General features: G+C 72.9%; 16 protein-coding genes. 7 read left to right on the top strand and 9 right to left on the bottom strand.

Annotation, left to right across the window (positions count from 1 at the left end):
- Positions 1-8 precede the first annotated feature (8 nt).
- Positions 9-410, top strand: coding sequence for a VOC family protein (locus OHL10_RS09980; RefSeq protein ID WP_265522058.1), 402 nt, complete (start codon positions 9-11; stop codon positions 408-410).
- 6 nt (positions 411-416) lie between these two features.
- On the opposite strand, the gene OHL10_RS09975 is transcribed toward OHL10_RS09980, so the two are convergent.
- Genes OHL10_RS09975 through OHL10_RS09955 form a run of 5 tightly spaced genes read right to left on the bottom strand, consistent with a single transcriptional unit; the run spans position 417 to position 4,121 of the window.
- Positions 417-932, bottom strand: a complete 516-nt coding sequence (locus OHL10_RS09975) for an SNARE-associated domain-containing protein (RefSeq protein WP_265522057.1) — start codon at positions 930-932, stop codon at positions 417-419.
- Positions 933-935: 3 nt separating this feature from the next.
- Positions 936-1,322, bottom strand: coding sequence for a Fur family transcriptional regulator (locus OHL10_RS09970; RefSeq protein WP_265522056.1), 387 nt, complete (start codon positions 1,320-1,322; stop codon positions 936-938).
- A complete protein-coding gene (locus OHL10_RS09965) occupies positions 1,319-2,251 on the bottom strand; it encodes a metal ABC transporter permease (protein WP_265522055.1) in 933 nt (310 codons plus the stop codon). Before OHL10_RS09965 ends, OHL10_RS09970 begins: the two co-directional genes overlap by 4 nt.
- On the bottom strand, positions 2,248-3,060 hold the full coding sequence (locus OHL10_RS09960; protein WP_265522054.1) for a metal ABC transporter ATP-binding protein: 813 nt from the start codon (positions 3,058-3,060) through the stop codon (positions 2,248-2,250). Before OHL10_RS09960 ends, OHL10_RS09965 begins: the two co-directional genes overlap by 4 nt.
- Complete coding sequence (locus OHL10_RS09955; RefSeq protein ID WP_265522053.1) at positions 3,057-4,121, bottom strand: metal ABC transporter substrate-binding protein; 1,065 nt, start codon at positions 4,119-4,121, stop codon at positions 3,057-3,059. The genes OHL10_RS09960 and OHL10_RS09955 overlap by 4 nt, the downstream gene beginning before the upstream one ends.
- Before the next feature lie 178 nt (positions 4,122-4,299).
- Between OHL10_RS09955 and OHL10_RS09950 the strand changes: the two genes are divergently transcribed.
- Positions 4,300-5,700: a glycine--tRNA ligase gene (locus OHL10_RS09950; RefSeq protein WP_265522052.1), complete on the top strand. Its 1,401-nt coding sequence runs from the start codon at positions 4,300-4,302 to the stop codon at positions 5,698-5,700.
- A gap of 88 nt (positions 5,701-5,788) precedes the next feature.
- On the opposite strand, the gene OHL10_RS09945 is transcribed toward OHL10_RS09950, so the two are convergent.
- The 3 genes from OHL10_RS09945 to OHL10_RS09935 are packed head-to-tail and all read right to left on the bottom strand — an operon-like array spanning position 5,789 to position 8,108.
- Positions 5,789-6,757: an NAD(P)-dependent alcohol dehydrogenase gene (locus OHL10_RS09945; RefSeq protein WP_265522051.1), complete on the bottom strand. Its 969-nt coding sequence runs from the start codon at positions 6,755-6,757 to the stop codon at positions 5,789-5,791.
- On the bottom strand, positions 6,754-7,776 hold the full coding sequence (locus OHL10_RS09940) for a permease prefix domain 1-containing protein (RefSeq protein ID WP_265522050.1): 1,023 nt from the start codon (positions 7,774-7,776) through the stop codon (positions 6,754-6,756). The genes OHL10_RS09945 and OHL10_RS09940 overlap by 4 nt, the downstream gene beginning before the upstream one ends.
- Positions 7,773-8,108 carry a PadR family transcriptional regulator gene (locus OHL10_RS09935; protein ID WP_425498992.1) on the bottom strand — a complete coding sequence of 112 codons (336 nt, stop codon included), beginning with the start codon at positions 8,106-8,108 and terminating at the stop codon, positions 7,773-7,775. The genes OHL10_RS09940 and OHL10_RS09935 overlap by 4 nt, the downstream gene beginning before the upstream one ends.
- A gap of 63 nt (positions 8,109-8,171) precedes the next feature.
- Here OHL10_RS09935 and OHL10_RS09930 point away from each other — a divergent pair, with 63 nt between their 5' ends.
- From OHL10_RS09930 to OHL10_RS09910, 5 genes are all read left to right on the top strand, one after another.
- Complete coding sequence (locus tag OHL10_RS09930; RefSeq protein ID WP_265522049.1) at positions 8,172-9,371, top strand: DUF418 domain-containing protein; 1,200 nt, start codon at positions 8,172-8,174, stop codon at positions 9,369-9,371.
- Between the two features lie 50 nt (positions 9,372-9,421).
- The gene (dusB, locus tag OHL10_RS09925) at positions 9,422-10,642 is read left to right on the top strand and encodes a tRNA dihydrouridine synthase DusB (protein WP_265522048.1); all 1,221 of its coding nucleotides are present in this window, start codon (positions 9,422-9,424) and stop codon (positions 10,640-10,642) included.
- Between the two features lie 101 nt (positions 10,643-10,743).
- Positions 10,744-11,592, top strand: a complete 849-nt coding sequence (locus OHL10_RS09920) for a hypothetical protein (RefSeq protein ID WP_265522047.1) — start codon at positions 10,744-10,746, stop codon at positions 11,590-11,592.
- Positions 11,589-13,043 carry an alpha/beta hydrolase family protein gene (locus tag OHL10_RS09915; protein WP_265522046.1) on the top strand — a complete coding sequence of 485 codons (1,455 nt, stop codon included), beginning with the start codon at positions 11,589-11,591 and terminating at the stop codon, positions 13,041-13,043. Before OHL10_RS09920 ends, OHL10_RS09915 begins: the two co-directional genes overlap by 4 nt.
- A 2-nt stretch (positions 13,044-13,045) precedes the next feature.
- Positions 13,046-13,474, top strand: a complete 429-nt coding sequence (locus tag OHL10_RS09910; protein WP_265522045.1) for a hypothetical protein — start codon at positions 13,046-13,048, stop codon at positions 13,472-13,474.
- Between the two features lie 98 nt (positions 13,475-13,572).
- On the opposite strand, the gene OHL10_RS09905 is transcribed toward OHL10_RS09910, so the two are convergent.
- Entirely contained in the window at positions 13,573-15,348 is a 1,776-nt protein-coding gene (locus tag OHL10_RS09905; protein ID WP_425498991.1) for a glycoside hydrolase family 13 protein, read from the bottom strand.
- Positions 15,349-15,443: the final 95 nt, after the last annotated feature.

Genomic DNA, 15,443 nt, shown 5'->3' with positions numbered 1-15,443 from the left:
CTGGTGGCATGGCACTCTCGTTCGACATGATCACCGTCGACGCGACGGACCCTCGCCCGCTCGCCGAGTGGTGGGCCCGCCACCTCGGTGGGCGGGTCGTGGCAGAGCCGGACGGGTCGTTCGTCCAGATCGTCCCCGCGGAAGGGTCCACCACTCCAGGGCTCTCCTTCCAACGGGTGACGCGACCGACACCCGGGAAGAACCGTCTGCACCTCGACCTCGTGACGTCCGACCGAGAGCGCGACGTGGCCGCCCTGCTGGCCGACGGGGCGGTCCTGGTCACGGAGCGCTCGGCACCGGGGTTCCGGTGGGCCGTGCTGGAGGACCCCCAGGGCAACGTCTTCTGCGTCGGCGCGCCGGAGTCGGGCCCCACGGAGGTGCCGACGGGCGAGGCGCGGCCGGCGCCGTAGCTGCTGCTACGCGGTCGGCAGACGCCCGGCGACCTGTTCGCGGCGGGAGTGGCGGAGCCTGATCACGACGAGGACCGCCACCGCCGCCGCGACGAGCACGACGCCCCACCACGAGCCGGTCGCGGCGGCCAGCGCCGCGGTCCAGACACCCCAGCCGACGGTGGCGTAGATCGTGGCGTGCAGGGTGCAGCCCACGAGCATGGCCATCAGGTAGCGCCCGAACGGCATCCGCACGATCCCGGCGGCGGCGTTGACGACCGTCTTGGTGCCGGTCGCCAGGAACGAGGCCGGCACGGCCAGCAGCCCCCAGCGCCGGATGGTCTCGACGCCCCGCGCGGCCGAGGCGCCCGACAACCACCGGTGGACGCGGGCGACCCACGGTCGCACCGGCCGGGTGCGGTCGAGCGTCCAGACCGTGACCAGTCGCGCGACCCAGTACGTCGCCTGCGTCCGGAAGAACACGACGGCGAAGAAGAAGGCGAACAGCGCACCGAAGGGTGCGCCGTCCAGCGAGTCGGGCACGTCTCAGGCCGACTGCCGCGCGCGGCACTGCGCGCACACACCGAAGAGCTCGACGGTGTGCTGGATGTCGCTGAACCCGTGCGCCTCCGCGACCTGGGACGCCCAGGCCTCGACGGTGGGCCCGTCGATCTCCACCGTGGAGCCGCACGAGCGGCACACCAGGTGGTGGTGGTGCTCACGACGCTCGCAGCGCCGGTAGAGGTTCTCCCCGTCCTCGGTGCGCAGGACGTCCACCTCGCCGCCGTCGGACAAGGACTGCAGCGTGCGGTAGACGGTGGCCAGGCCGACCGCGTCCCCCCGCGTGCGGAGGATCTCGTGGAGCTGCTGGGCGCTGCGGAAGTCCGGTACCTCGTCGAGGGCCTCGGTCACCGCGGCGCGCTGCCGGGTCATGCGTTGCACGTCGTGCCACCTTCCACGTGGACGTCGTCGGGGATGTCGGGGTGGGGATCGTGCGCCGGTCGGGGGCGCCGTCGCCCGATCACCGGTCGCAGCAGGGCGACCACGGCGTACACCGCGATCGCGAGGACCACGATGGTCGCACCTGGCGACAGATAGTGCCAGTACGTGATGGAGAGCCCGACGACGCAGACGCTCACGCCGATCACCATGGCGACGGACATCGTCCGCCGGAACGAGGTCGTCACGAGCTGCGCGACGGCGACGGGCACGATCATCAGCGCGCTGACGAGCAGCAGCCCGACGACCCGCATCGCGACGGTCACGGTCAGCGCGGCGACGACGGCGACGGCGATGTTCAGCACGCGTACCGGCAGGCCGGACGCCCGCGCGAACTCCTCGTCGTTGCTCACGGCGAACAGCGCCGTCCGGAGCCCCACGCCGACCGCGAGGATGATCGCCCCGAGCACGAGCGTCAGCCACAGGTCGGCGCTCGATACCGTCGAGATGGAACCGAAGAGGTACTGGACGAGGTTTCCCGAGCTGCCGCCGGCCAGGCCGATGATCAGCACACCGCCGGCGATACCGCCGTAGAAGAGCAGCGCGAGCGCGACGTCTCCGCTCGTCCGGCCGCGCTCGCGCACGATCTCGATGACGATCGCGCCGATGACGGCCGCCACGACGGCGCCCGGGATCGCGAGCGCGTCCGTGGGTGCCAGTCCCATGGCGCTGCCGACGAGCCAGCCGAGCGCCACACCCGTGAGCGCCACGTGCCCGATCCCGTCGCCGAGGAGCGACAGGCGGCGCTGCACGAGGTAGACGCCCATCACGGGCGCGGTCACGCCCACGAGGATCGCGGCGATCAGCGCGCGCTGCATCAGGGGGTCGCCCAGCATGCCGAGGATCTCGTCGAAGGCGTTCATGGAAGCATCCCGGTGTCGGTGAGGCCCATGTCGCCGCCGCGCGCGGCGAGCGAGACCTCGGCCTCGTGGGGGTGGACGTGCTCGTGCCCGGCGTCCGCGTGCCCGCCCGCGGGTGACGGGGGAGCGCCGTCGTGCACGACGAGCCCGTGGCGGAGCACGACGCACCGCTCGATGAGCGGGCTGAGCGAACCGAGCTCGTGCAGGACGACGAGGACGGTCAGGCCCTCGCGGGTGAGCGTCGTGAGGGTCGCGGCGAACGCCTCCTGGCTGGGGTGGTCGACGCCGGCGACGGGCTCGTCGAGGATGAGCAGCTCGGGCCGGCGCACCAGGGCGCGGGCGATGAGCACCCGCTGCTGCTGGCCGCCGGAGAGCTCCTGCACCGCCTGGCGGGCACGGTCGGCGAGCCCGACGCGGTCGAGCGCGGCGTGCGTGCGCTCGCGCCAGCCGCGCGGGAGGCGCAGGCGGCGGCCGCTCAGCAGGCCGGACGCGACGACCTCCTCGGCGGTGGAGGGGACACCGCCCTGGGCGCTGATGCGCTGGGGTACGTAGCCGAGCCGGGCCCACGGGACGTCGGGCCCGAGGTCGGTACCGAGGAGCCGGACGGAGCCTGCCGCGAGCGGGACGATGCCGACGAGCGCGCGCACGAGCGTCGACTTGCCGGAGCCGTTCGCCCCGAGGAGGGCGACCACCTCGCCGCGGCGCACCGTGAGGTCGATGCCGCGCAGGATGTCGCTGTTGCCGAGCCGGACGTGCACACCGCGTGCATCGATGGCGGGGGACAAGGGCTCGGACGTGGTGCTGGCGGTCATGAACAGCTCAGGCCGTCGCGCAGCGCCTCCAGGTTGCCTCGCATGACACCGACGTAGTCCTCGGCGGGGTCCGTCAGGCCCTCGAGCGGGTCGAGGACGTCGGTCGCCACGCCGACGTCGTCGGCGAGCGCCTGGGTGACCCGCGGGCTGGCGAGCGTCTCGAAGAAGATGGTCTGCACGTCGTTCGCCCGGATGACGTCGGCGACCTCGCGCAGGCGGGCCGGCGCGGGCTCCCCCTCGGGGTCGATGCCGGCGATGCCCACCTGCTCGAGGTCGTAGCGGTCGGCGAGGTACCCGAACGCCTCGTGGGACGTGACGAGCACGCGGCTCTCGCAGGTGGCGAGGCCCTCGGTGAACTCCTCGTCCAGCGCCGTGAGGCCCTCGACGAGAGCGGCCGCAGCGGTGGTGTACTCCTCGGCGCCGTCCGGGTCGACGGCGGTCAGCTCGGTCGCGACCTCGTCCGCGACGGCCGCCAGGCGCGTCGGGTCGAGCCAGAAGTGCGGGTCGAGGGCGCCGTGGTCGTGCTCGTCCTCGTCCGCGTGGACCTCCTCGGCGTGCTCGTCGTCACCATCACCGTGGTCGTGGTCGTGGTCGTGGTCGTCGCCGTGCTCGTCGTCCCCGTGGTCGTCGGAGTGGTCGTCGGAGTGCGTGTCCTCGCTGCGCTCCTCGAGGCCGGCGCTGCCGGCGGCGTCGACGACGTGCGCGGGCTCGCGGGCGGCGATCGCCTCGTCGACGGCGGGCTGGAAGCCGGAGAGGTACACGACCAGGTCGGCGTCGCCGATGACGCGGACCTGGGCGGGGGCGAGCTCGAGGTCGTGCGGGTCGGCGGCGGGCGGGGTGAGGTTGGAGACGGTCACGCGGTCGCCACCGATCTGCTCGGCGACGTACTGCAGGGGGTAGAAGGAGGCGAGCACCTGCACGTCGCCGCCGGACGCCTCAGCGGTCTCGTCGGCACCGGCCGCGGTCCCGGTGCCGGTGCCGTCGTCCGTGGAGCAGCCGGTCAGCACGGCGACGGCGAGCAGCGTGACGGCAGCAGAGGCTGCGGCGAGACGTCGGGTCATGTCACCAGTATGGGAACCGATGAGAATGGATGTCAAAACCGCTAACACTAGCGCGTCCGGCCCGTCGTGTCTCCCCTCCTTGTAGGCTGGTCCGCTGGTGCCCGCACGGGCACCGACGCAGTCCCTCACACCCCCACGAGCCACGTGCGGGGTCCTGGAAGAGCTTGGAGTGATCACCGTGGCCAGCGCAGCGCAGTCACCTACCGCACGTCTCGACGCCGTCGTCTCCCTCGCCAAGCGGCGTGGGTTCGTCTTCCCCTCGGGCGAGATCTACGGCGGTACCCGGTCCGCGTGGGACTACGGGCCGCTCGGCACCGAGCTCAAGGAGAACATCAAGAAGCAGTGGTGGCGCTCGACGGTCACGAGCCGCGACGACGTCGTCGGCCTCGACTCGTCGGTGATCCTGCCCCGCCAGGTGTGGGTCGCCTCCGGCCACGTCGGGGTCTTCACGGACCCGCTCACCGAGTGCCTCTCGTGCCACAAGCGGTTCCGCGAGGACCAGATGATCGAGGAGTTCGAGGAGAAGAAGGGCCGCGCACCCGAGGGTGGCCTCGCCGAGATCGCGTGCCCCAACTGCGGCACGCGCGGCCAGTGGACCGAGCCGCGTGACTTCAACATGATGCTCAAGACCCACCTCGGCCCGGTCGAGGACGAGTCGGGCCTGCACTACCTGCGCCCCGAGACGGCGCAGGGCATCTTCGTGAACTTCGCCAACGTCATGGGCGCGAGCCGCAAGAAGCCGCCCTTCGGCATCGGGCAGATCGGCAAGTCGTTCCGCAACGAGATCACGCCGGGCAACTTCATCTTCCGCACGCGCGAGTTCGAGCAGATGGAGATGGAGTTCTTCGTCGAGCCGGGCACGGACGAGGAGTGGCACCAGTACTGGATCGACGCGCGCACCGACTGGTACGTCGACCTCGGCATCGACCGCGACAACCTGCGTCTCTACGAGCACCCGCAGGAGAAGCTGTCGCACTACTCGACCCGCACGGTCGACATCGAGTACCGCTTCGGCTTCTCCGGCTCCGAGTGGGGCGAGCTCGAGGGGATCGCGAACCGCACGGACTTCGACCTCAAGACCCACACCGAGCACTCCGGAAAAGACCTGTCGTACTTCGACCAGGGCAAGAACGAGCGCTGGGTCCCCTACGTCATCGAGCCGGCCGCGGGCCTGACCCGATCGCTGATGGCGTTCCTCGTCGAGGCGTACACGGAGGACGAGGCCCCGAACGCCAAGGGTGGGGTGGACAAGCGCACGGTGCTCAAGCTTGACCCGCGCCTCGCGCCCGTCAAGGCCGCGGTCCTGCCGCTGTCGCGCAACGAGGCCCTGTCGCCGAAGGCGCGGGACCTCGCGACCGAGTTGCGCAAGTACTGGAACGTCGACTTCGACGACGCCGGTGCCATCGGCCGGCGTTACCGCCGTCAGGACGAGATCGGCACACCCCTGTGCATCACGGTCGACTTCGACACGCTCGACGACCAGGCGGTCACGGTCCGGCACCGGGACTCGATGTCCCAGGAGCGCGTCGCGCTCGACAAGGTCACCGAGTACCTGGGCAGCCACCTGCTCGGCGTCTGACCGCAGAAGGGCTCGTGCCCGGCGAGAGCCGGGCACGAGCCCTTCTTTCGTGCCGGCAGCGCGTGCAGGAAGCGCGAGCGGGCGTGCCTCAGATCTCGATGACGACCTTGCCGCGCGCATGCCCGCCGGCGACGTGACGCAGCGCGTCGGCGGTCTCCGCGAGCGGGTAGGTGCGGCTGACGACGGGGGCGAGCGACCCGGCGTCGACCAGCTCACTCACGGGGCGCAGCCGGTCGGCACCGACGGCCACCGTGAGGGGTCGCAGACGCTGGCCGACGAACGGTGACCACACGAGCGCTCTGAGCATGCGCCCGGCCGGTCCGAGGACGCGCCCGCCGGCGCCCGAGGAGAGCACGAGCAGCCCGCGGCCGGTGAGCGCGCGCCGGCAGTCGCCGAGCGAGCGGTTGCCCACGAGGTCGAGCACGACGTCGTACGGCTCGCGGTCGGAGGTGAAGTCCTCCTGGGAGTAGTCGACGACGTCCTCCGCGCCGAGCGAGCGCACCAGGTCGACGTTCGCCGTGCTGCACACCCCGGTGACGTGGGCACCGAGTGCGACGGCGACCTGGACCGCGAACGTGCCGACGCCACCGGACGCACCGTTGACCAGCACGCGCTGGCCCGGCTGGACGTCGGCCAGTCCGCTGAGGCCCTGGAAGGCGGTGTTCGCGGCGAGCGGCACGGCCGCGGCCTCGGTGAACGTCAGGCCCGCCGGCTTCGGCAGCAGGTGGCGGGCGGGGACGTGCGCGTACTCGGCGAGCGTCCCGGTCGTGGTCTCGCCGTACACCGCGTCCCCCGGTCGGAGGTCGGTGACCTTGGTGCCGACGGCCTCGACGACACCCGCGAGGTCCCGCCCCGGGACGGCGGTGCGCGGGCGGCGCGGTCCCGACGCCAGCCGCACGACGTAGGGGGTGCCCGAGGTGAGGTAGGTGTCGGCCGCGTTGAGGGAGGCGGCATGCACACGGACCAGGACCTCGTCGTCCGCGACGGCGGGGACGTCGAGCTCGGTGAGCTGTAGGACGTCGGGCGTGCCGTACGCGTGCTGGACGATCGCTCTCATGACATCTCTCCTGTGCTCGTCGACCGGCGTGTCGAGGGGGGCGGTAGCGGCTCGGACCTGTGGCGCCTCGACGTGCGGCGCGCCCGACGGAAGCCGTCGACGGTGTCGCGTGCACCCACGAGGACGACCAGCACCACGAGGACCGAGGTGAGGACGCCCGGGACAGCGGTGGCGTGCGGCCAGCCGACGATGCGGAAGAACTCGTCGTTCAGCAGGCGCCCGGTGAGGACGAGCCACACCACGGCCGGCACGAACAGGACGCTGAGCACGGTGTTCGCCACGGCGTGCGCCGTCGTCCATCCCACGGTGTAGCCCACGACGTCGAACGCGGTACGGGCGAGCGCGAAGAGCAGGACGAGAACCGGGGCGCCCGAGTCCCACAGGGCGGGTTGGAGCACACCGACGGGATCCCCGCCCGCGTCCCGCACGGGGCTGAAGACCTGGAAGACCACGAGCAGGCACGTGCCCAGGACGAGGAACGCGAGACCGCCGAGCAGCTCCGGGACGTCGACCCTGGTCCCGGGAAGCTGCGGCAGGGACGCGGGGGACCATGGCCGCGCGCGGCGTGCGCGCAGACCCGGCGACCGTTCGGCGACGACGAAGGCGAGCGTCACCCAACCGACGACGACGATCCCGCCGGCGCACGCCCCCAGCGCCGCGGACGTCAGCACGTCGCCCGGGCCAGCGCCGTCGAGGTGTCGCAGGATCCCGACCCCGACGGCCAGGAGGGGCGCGACCGTCGCGAGCAGCACACCGACGACCCGGACGTAGTCGAGGTAGAGCCCCGGCCCGATGAGGTAGAGCGGCCTGTCGGTGTACTGCGCGGCGAGCCGGACGGGGTCGCCCAGCGCGCTCAGCGCCCGGATCTCGGCGTCCTGGGGGTCGTGCTCTGCGGCGACGAGGTCGTCGACGGCGTCGGCGACCGAGGCGCGCAGCTCGCGCTCGATGTCGGGTCGCCGTGTGCCCGGGACGGTGCGGAGCACCGCGGCCACGTAGCGGTCGGTGAGGGTGCTGGTCATGATCCGTCCTCCAGGGTGGCGAACGCGGTGCTCAGGTCGGCCCACTCGCGACGCAGGGTCTCGGCCAGCGCTGCTCCGTCGACGCTGGTGCGGTAGAACTTGCGCGGTCGTGGCTCGTCGGTGCTCCACTCGCTCGTGAGCAGGCCCTGCTTCTCGAGCCGGCGCAGGAGCGGGTAGAGCGTGTTGGCGTCGACGGCGAGGCCGGTGCGCGCGAGCTCCTCGAGCAGCGCGTAGCCGTAGCCCGGCCTGCGCAGCAGGAGCAGGCTCGCGAGCACGACCGTGCCGCGGCGGAGCTCTTGGAGGTGCGTGGAGAGCACGTCGTCGTCGATCACATGACCACTATACTGTGTGACACACAGTGTAGCTAGTCGCACACCATGCGATATCTTCGCGCCATGAGTCGCGAGAGCGTGTCCGTGATCTCGGCCCCCCTGAGTCCCGCGGAGAGATCGCTCGCGCCCGACGTCGCGCGGGGCGCGATGCTGGGCTTCATCGCCGTCGCGAACGTCTCGTTCTACCTCTGGGGACGTCCGCTGGACGTGTACGGGAACATCGCGGACGCCGGGAGCGTCGACCGGGTCGCGCTGTTCGTCGAGCAGCTCCTGATGGCCGAGCGGTCCCGCCCCATGTTCGCGATCCTCTACGGCTTCGGGATCGCGGTGATGGCCTCACGCGCGACCGCGCGGGGACTCGGGCCGTCGGCCGTCCGAGCCCTGCTCGCCCGGCGGAGCCTGTGGCTGATCGCGTTCGGCGTCCTGCACGCGGCGCTGCTCTTCGCGGGCGACGTCCTCGCCCCGTACGGCGCGACGGGCCTCGTCGCCCTGACGCTGGTGCTCCTGCCGAGCGCGGCGCTACGCGCATGGCTCTGGGGGACCTCCGCCGTCGTCGTGCTGGTCACCCTGCCGATCCTGGCGTTCCTCGGCTCGGGCGCGTCGATGGACGACGCGACCCTCGCCGGCGAGCAGGCGGCAGGGTCGGAGTACCTTGCCAACGTGGCGTACGGACTGATCGCCAGCGCCGCCGGCATCGCGTTCGCGCTGCTCCTCCTGGCCTACCTCCCCCTCGTGATCGTGGGGATCCTGGTCCAGCGTGCGGGGTGGCTGGAACGGCCCGCCGCGCACGTGCCGAGTCTGCGGCGGGTGTTCTGGAGCGCGCTGGTGATGAACCTCGTGAGCTCGACGCCCGTCGCGCTCATCGCGCTCGGGGTGTGGCGGCCGAGCGAGGGCGTAGCCGTCGTGGCGGGCTACCTCACCCTCCTCGGCGGGATGTACGCCGGCCTGGGCTACGTGTGCGGCTTCGCGCTCCTCGCCCGGCGGTGGGACGCCCGGGGCCGTCGCGGGGTCCCCGGCGCGCTCGCGGCGCTCGGCGCGCGGTCGCTCACGGGCTACCTCGGGCAGTCGATCCTCCTGGCGCCCGTGCTCGCGCCGTGGGGGCTGGGGCTGGGGGACGGGCTGGGCTATCTCGCGGCCTACGGCCTTGCCGTGGGGGCGTGGCTCGTCACGGTCGTGGTCGCGGTGCTGCTCGAGCGGCAGGGTCTGCGCGGACCCTTCGAGGTGCTCCTGCGCCGGCTGACCTACCCCCGGACCCGCACCTGAGCCGCCCTGCGTGCGCGATGCTCAGGTGGCGCCCGCGCGGGGATGTGACAATGGGTGACGTGACATCCCCCGCCTCTTCCGTCAGCACCACCCTGTCCGACGACGTCCCCGCCCCGGGCAGCCGCATCCTGCCGCCCCTGCGCATCGGTCCCCACGTCGTCGAGACCCCCGTCGTCCTCGCACCGATGGCCGGCGTGACCAACGCGGCCTTCCGGCGCCTGTGCCGCGAGCACGGCGCCGGGCTCTACGTCGCGGAGATGGTCACGAGCCGAGCGCTCGTGGAGCGCAACCCCGAGAGCCTGCGCATCGTGACGTTCGACGAGGGCGAGTCGCCGCGCTCGGCGCAGGTCTACGGCGTCGACCCGGTGACCGTGGGGGCCGCCGTGTCGATCATCGCGGGGGAGGACCGGGCCGACCACGTCGACCTCAACTTCGGCTGCCCCGTCCCCAAGGTCACCCGTCGGGGCGGCGGTTCCGCGCTCCCGTGGAAGCGGGACCTGTTCGCGTCGATCGTGCGGGCCGCGGTCGAGGCCGCGCGACCTTACGGCGTGCCCGTGACCGTCAAGATGCGCAAGGGTATCGACGACGACCACCTCACCTACCTCGAGGCCGGGCTCGTCGCGCAGGACCTCGGTGTCGCGGCGGTCGCGCTCCACGCGCGCACCGCCGCGGACTACTACTCCGGCACCGCCGACTGGTCCGCCATCGCGCGGCTCAAGGAGACGGTGACGGACGTCCCCGTCCTCGGCAACGGCGACATCTGGTCCGCCGAGGACGCCGTCCGGATGGTGCGCGAGACCGGGTGCGACGGGGTCGTCGTCGGACGCGGCTGCCAGGGCCGCCCCTGGTTGTTCGCCGACCTCGCCGCGGCCTTCGCCGGCCGGCCCGAGCGTGTGCGGCCCGGCCTGCGCGAGGTCACCGAGACGATCTACCGCCACGGCGAGCTGATGATCGACTACTTCGACGGCGATGAGCCGAAGGGCATGCGCGACCTGCGCAAGCACATGGCTTGGTACCTCAAGGGCTACCCGGTCGGGGGCGACGCCCGCCGGTCCCTCGCGATGGTCTCGACGCTTGGCGAGCTGCGCGGCCTGCTCGACGCGCTCGACCTCGACGCGCCCTACCCGGGAGAGGCCGCTGAGGGTCAGCGGGGTCGGGCGGGGTCGCCCAAGAAGCCCCACCTGCCGTACGGCTGGCTCGACTCACGCGAGCTCGACGTCGAGCACTCCGAGCGGCTGCGCGAGGCGGAGCTGAGCGTGTCGGGCGGTTGAGCACCGGACGGGGAGCGCTCCCCATCGTCGGCGCCGGAGCCGGCTGCTAGCCTGCGCGAGCAGGACGGTGGCGCGGGCCACGGACGACACGAGGAGTCAGGGTGCGAGCACTGCGGGTGACGCGGGGAGCGTGGGCGCACGCCGTCCGGATCGTCCAGGAACGGCTCGAGGCCGACGGCGTCGAGACCGTCGGCGCCGACACGCCCGCGGTCCCGGGAGGCCAGGACGGGGACGTCGACGCCGAGCTCCGTGAGCTCGGGATCGCCGACCGGTCCGGGGGCCTCACGGCGGCGTGGGCCGCGGCGCTCGGGCAGCACCTCCTCGCCCCGGTCCGGGCCTCGCTGCGGGCGACCGCCGGCCCGGTCGCGGCGACCACCCGCCTGTCGCTCGTCGACGACCGGGTCCTGCTGGTCCACGACGCGGTGCGCGGCGAACCCGGCCCCCGCGAGCTCGACGTCACGCAGCTCTCGGGCCACGTCGACGTCGTGCTCGTCACGGTCGACGACCTGTGGCCGGCCCTGCGGCGGCTCCTTCCGCCGGTCGAGCAGCTGACGGCGCCGCCCGCCCCCGGCGGGGCGTCGAGCGAGTCGACGCGGACCGTCCTGGGCCGTGCGGACGCCGAGAGGCTGCGCTCCGGCGAAGGTCTCGCGGGACTGCCACCCGCTGCACGCGCCCTCGCGGAGGACGAGGAGGCGTCGCTCGTCGTCGTCGTCGAGGCGTGGCCGACGCCGAGCGCACCCACCGTCGTCTGGTCCCGCTGGTGGTCGGTCGCGAGCGGCAGGCTCCTCGACGTGCAGCTGCGCGACGCCGAGGTGGAGCTCGTCGAGCGTGCGCCCGGTGCGGTCGCGGCCGAGCTGCGCTGGGCGCTCGTCGGGGCGATCGACGCGACGTCGCCCGCGACGAGCGGTGCCGACGGCGCCAGGGACGGCGTCCGGAGCGATGACCGGTGAGCGCCGGCATGTGGGGGATGGACGTCACGGCGGTCCGCGGGCTCGGTGACGCGCTGGACCAGGCCGCCGATGACCTCGAGTCGGCTCGTGCCCGGATCGACGCGCGGATGGGGCTGCCGTTCGGCCTGGGCCCGGACATGGAGGACTTCCGCGCGCGCTGGAGCGGTGAGCTCGCGCCCTCGCTCGTGCGCGTCGGCATGGCGCTGCGGGGTACCGCGGGCACGGTGCGCCGCAACGTCGAGGAGCAGGTGGCCGCCTCGACCGACGCCGGATCCGGTGGGTCCGCCTTCGCGGGCGCGTCGGGCTCCGGCAACGGGAGCGCGGACGGTGGAGGCGGCCCCCTCGACTGGCTGCAGGACCGGGGCGAGGACCTGTGGGGCGCCGGCGCCGACGCGCTCGACTGGCTGAGTGATCGCGGCGAGGACGTCCTCGACGGCGTCGGCGACTGGTGGGACGCGACGTCCGACGACTGGCTCAACGTGGGCGACGCCGCCGGGCAGCTCTGGGACGCGACCGGCGGCTCGATCCTCGACGGCCGCTGGCCGCGCACCACGGAGGTCGTCGCGTCCCAGATCCTCCTCCTCGGCTCGACGGGCGGAGCGCTGTGGACGACCGTGACCGGCGACGAGGCGAACATCTTCGACGACGGCGAACCGTACGCCGGGACACCATCCCCCGTACCCGACGGTGACGTCCGCGTGCCGGGCAGCCTCGACGACCTCACGGGCAGCGTGACCGACGCCTACAACGCGGGCGACGGCGTCGTGCGGGTGACGACCGTCGACGGGCCGGGCGGGCCGCGGGTGGTCGTGAGCGTCCCTGGCACACAGTCGTGGTCCCCGGCCGCGGGCGCGAACCCTATGGACCTCACGGGTAACCTCGTCACCGCAGGTGGGGGGACCTCCACGATGACGCAGGCGGTCGAGCTCGCGATGCGCAACGCGGACATTCCGCCAGGCGCGGAGGTGCTGCTCGTCGGGCACTCCCAGGGCGGGATGACGGTCGCCGACCTCACGGCGGACCCCGACTTCGTCTCGCGGTACAACGTGACGAACGCCGTGACGTTCGGCTCGCCGATCGACAGCGCGCACGTCGACCCCCGGGTCTCGGTCCTCGAGCTCCAGCACTCGACGGACGTCGTGCCGCGCCTCGACATGGAGGACGCCCTGTACGTCCCGAACCCGGCCCAGCCCGCGCTCCCGATCCTCCCGGGCCTTCCGAGCCTCTCGGACCAGTCGGGCCCGCAGCACAGCACGGTGACCCTGCCGAACCCGGGCCCGTGGTACGACGCGGTGACCAACCACTCCCACCAGGAGTACAGCAGCTCGATCGCGAACAGCTCCGACCCCGCGCTCGCGGCGTACGAACAACAGCTGCGCGAGCGGGGATTCCTCGGCGGGACCGCGCAGAACACGAACGCGGTGGACGTCACCGTCGGCAGGAGGGACTGACCATGACCGGATCGAACCGGGCCCGTCGGGGCCGGTGGCCGGCGGCGCTGCTCGCGCTCGCCGCGCCCGTCGTGGCGCTCGCGCTGGGCGGGTGCTCGTCCTCGGGGGACTGCGGCGAGCCCTACTCGCGGGCGATCCTCGCGGTCGACGGCGTGGCGTCCACCGACGTCGACTGCAGCGAGCAGCTCGGTGGCGGCTGGCAGCGCGTCGGTGTCCATCTCGAGACGCTCGACGAGCAGGAGGCCCGGTCCGCCGTCGAGCAGGTGCTGCGGGCCGTCGCGGCCGAGCCGGACATCAAGGACGTCTGGGCGACGCCCCAGCACTACTACCTCGAGGACGGGTCCGAGCTGGCCGACCCTCGACAGGGCCTCGGCTTCAACGGTGTCCCGGACGTCGGTGACGTCCGCGAGCACTACGGCATCACCGGGTAGGCGCCTCCGGCACGGCCGAGACCGGCACCGGTGCACGACGACGGCCGGCTCCCGCAGTGGCGGGAGCCGGCCGTCGTCCGCGCGTCAGGACGGGCGGCTCAGAGTGCGCGCAGCCAGACCGTCGTGTCGGACGGCACGCGCACCTGCGGGTCGCCCGAGCGGTCGGTCATGACCGGCCCCGACGCGAGGAGCACCTCGGCGCCGCGCGGGAGGGTGACGGGCTCGTCCCCGAGGTTGGCGAGCACGACGACCTCGCGGTTGCGGAGTGCGACGACGTCCGCGGAGGTGGCGTACTCCTCGACCCAGGCGAGCGTCCCCGAGCCGAGCTGCTCGGCACGACGCGTCGCGAGCGCCGTGCGATACACCTCGTAGGTGGAGCCGGCGACACCGCGCTGGGTGTCCGCTGCGTAGCGGGCGTAGGCCTCCGGCTGCGGGAGCCAGGTCTTCCCGGTCGGGCCGAAGCCGAGGCCCGGGGCGTCGGCCTCCCAGGGAATCGGCACGCGGCAGCCGTCGCGGCCCGCCTCGGTGCCTCCGGTGCGGAAGAACGCGGGGTCCTCCCGGACGTCGTTCGGCAGGGACGTGTGCTCAGGCAGCCCGAGCTCCTCGCCCTGGTACAGGTAGGAGCTCCCCGGGAGGCCCAGCATCAGGAGGCTCGCGGCGCGGGCCCGGCGCAGGCCGAGCTCCTCGTCCGGCTGCGCCTCGTGGGCGAAGATCCCGTTGGGCCGCAGGCCCGGCTCGGCCAGACCGAGCCGGGACGCGTGGCGGACGACGTCGTGGTTCGACAGCACCCAGGTCGTGGGCGCCCCGACCTCGTCGTTGGCGTGCAGCGACGCGGCGATGACGGTGCGCAGCGGCGCGGCCGACCACGGCGTGGTGAGGAACGAGAAGTTGAAGGCCTGGTGCATCTCGTCGGGGCGCACGTAGCGAGCGAGACGCGACAGGGGCTCGACCCACGCCTCGGCGACGAGTGCGCGGTCGCCGTCGTACTCGGCGAGGACGCGGTGCCAGGCGCGGTAGATCTCGTGCACGCCATCCTGGTCGAACATGGGGCCGGAGTTGCCGGCGCCGGTCGAGCCGTCCTCGGGCGCGCCGAGGTCGACGACCTCACCACCCTCGGTGCCCTCGACCATCGAGACGGTGCCGTCCCAGTCCGGCAACCCGGGGGCCTTGATCATGCCGTGCGCGACGTCGATCCGGAAGCCGTCGACGCCCTTGTCGAGCCAGAACCGCAGCACGTCCTCGAACTCGGAGCGCACCTCGGGGTTCTCCCAGTCGAGGTCCGGCTGGGAGGAGTCGAACAGGTGCAGGTACCACTGTCCGGGGGTGCCGTCGTCGTTCGTCGTGCGGGTCCAGGCCGGTCCGCCGAAGATCGACTGCCAGTTGTTCGGCGGCAGCTCGCCGTCGGAACCCTGGCCGTCCCGGAAGATGTAGCGGCCGCGCTCGGGCGACCCCGGCGCGGCGGGCAGCGCCGCCTGGAACCACACGTGCTGGTCGGACGTGTGGTTGGGCACGAGGTCGACGATCACGCGGATGCCGCGGCCGTGCGCCTCCGCGAGCAGGGCGTCGAAGTCGGCGAGCGTGCCGAACAGCGGGTCGACGTCCCGGTAGTCGGCGACGTCGTAGCCGGCGTCCTTCTGCGGCGAGCGGTAGAAGGGGGAGAGCCACACCGCATCGACCCCGAGCGCTTGCAAGTGGGGGAGGCGGTTCGTGATCCCGACCAGGTCGCCGATCCCGTCGCCGTCGCCGTCCGCGAACGAGCGCGGGTAGACCTGGTAGATGACGGCGTCCCGCCACCACTCGGAGCCGGCCTGGCCGGCGTGGAGGAGGGTGGGCGCGAGCATCGCGGAGGTCGGTGTCGAATCGATACGAGTCATGAACGTCGGTCCTCGGTGTGTGGTGTGCGGGTGGGGGCCGTGCCGGTGTGCAGCGCCGGTCGCGACTGTTCGAGGCACGACGGTCGCCTCGGGTC

Source organism: Oerskovia flava, assembly GCF_026163685.1.
In the GTDB taxonomy this organism is placed as follows: Bacteria; Actinomycetota; Actinomycetes; order Actinomycetales; family Cellulomonadaceae; genus Oerskovia_A; species Oerskovia_A flava.
The sequence above is the reverse complement of the archived record's forward strand: the minus strand, read 5'-3'. Positions and strand labels throughout refer to the sequence as shown.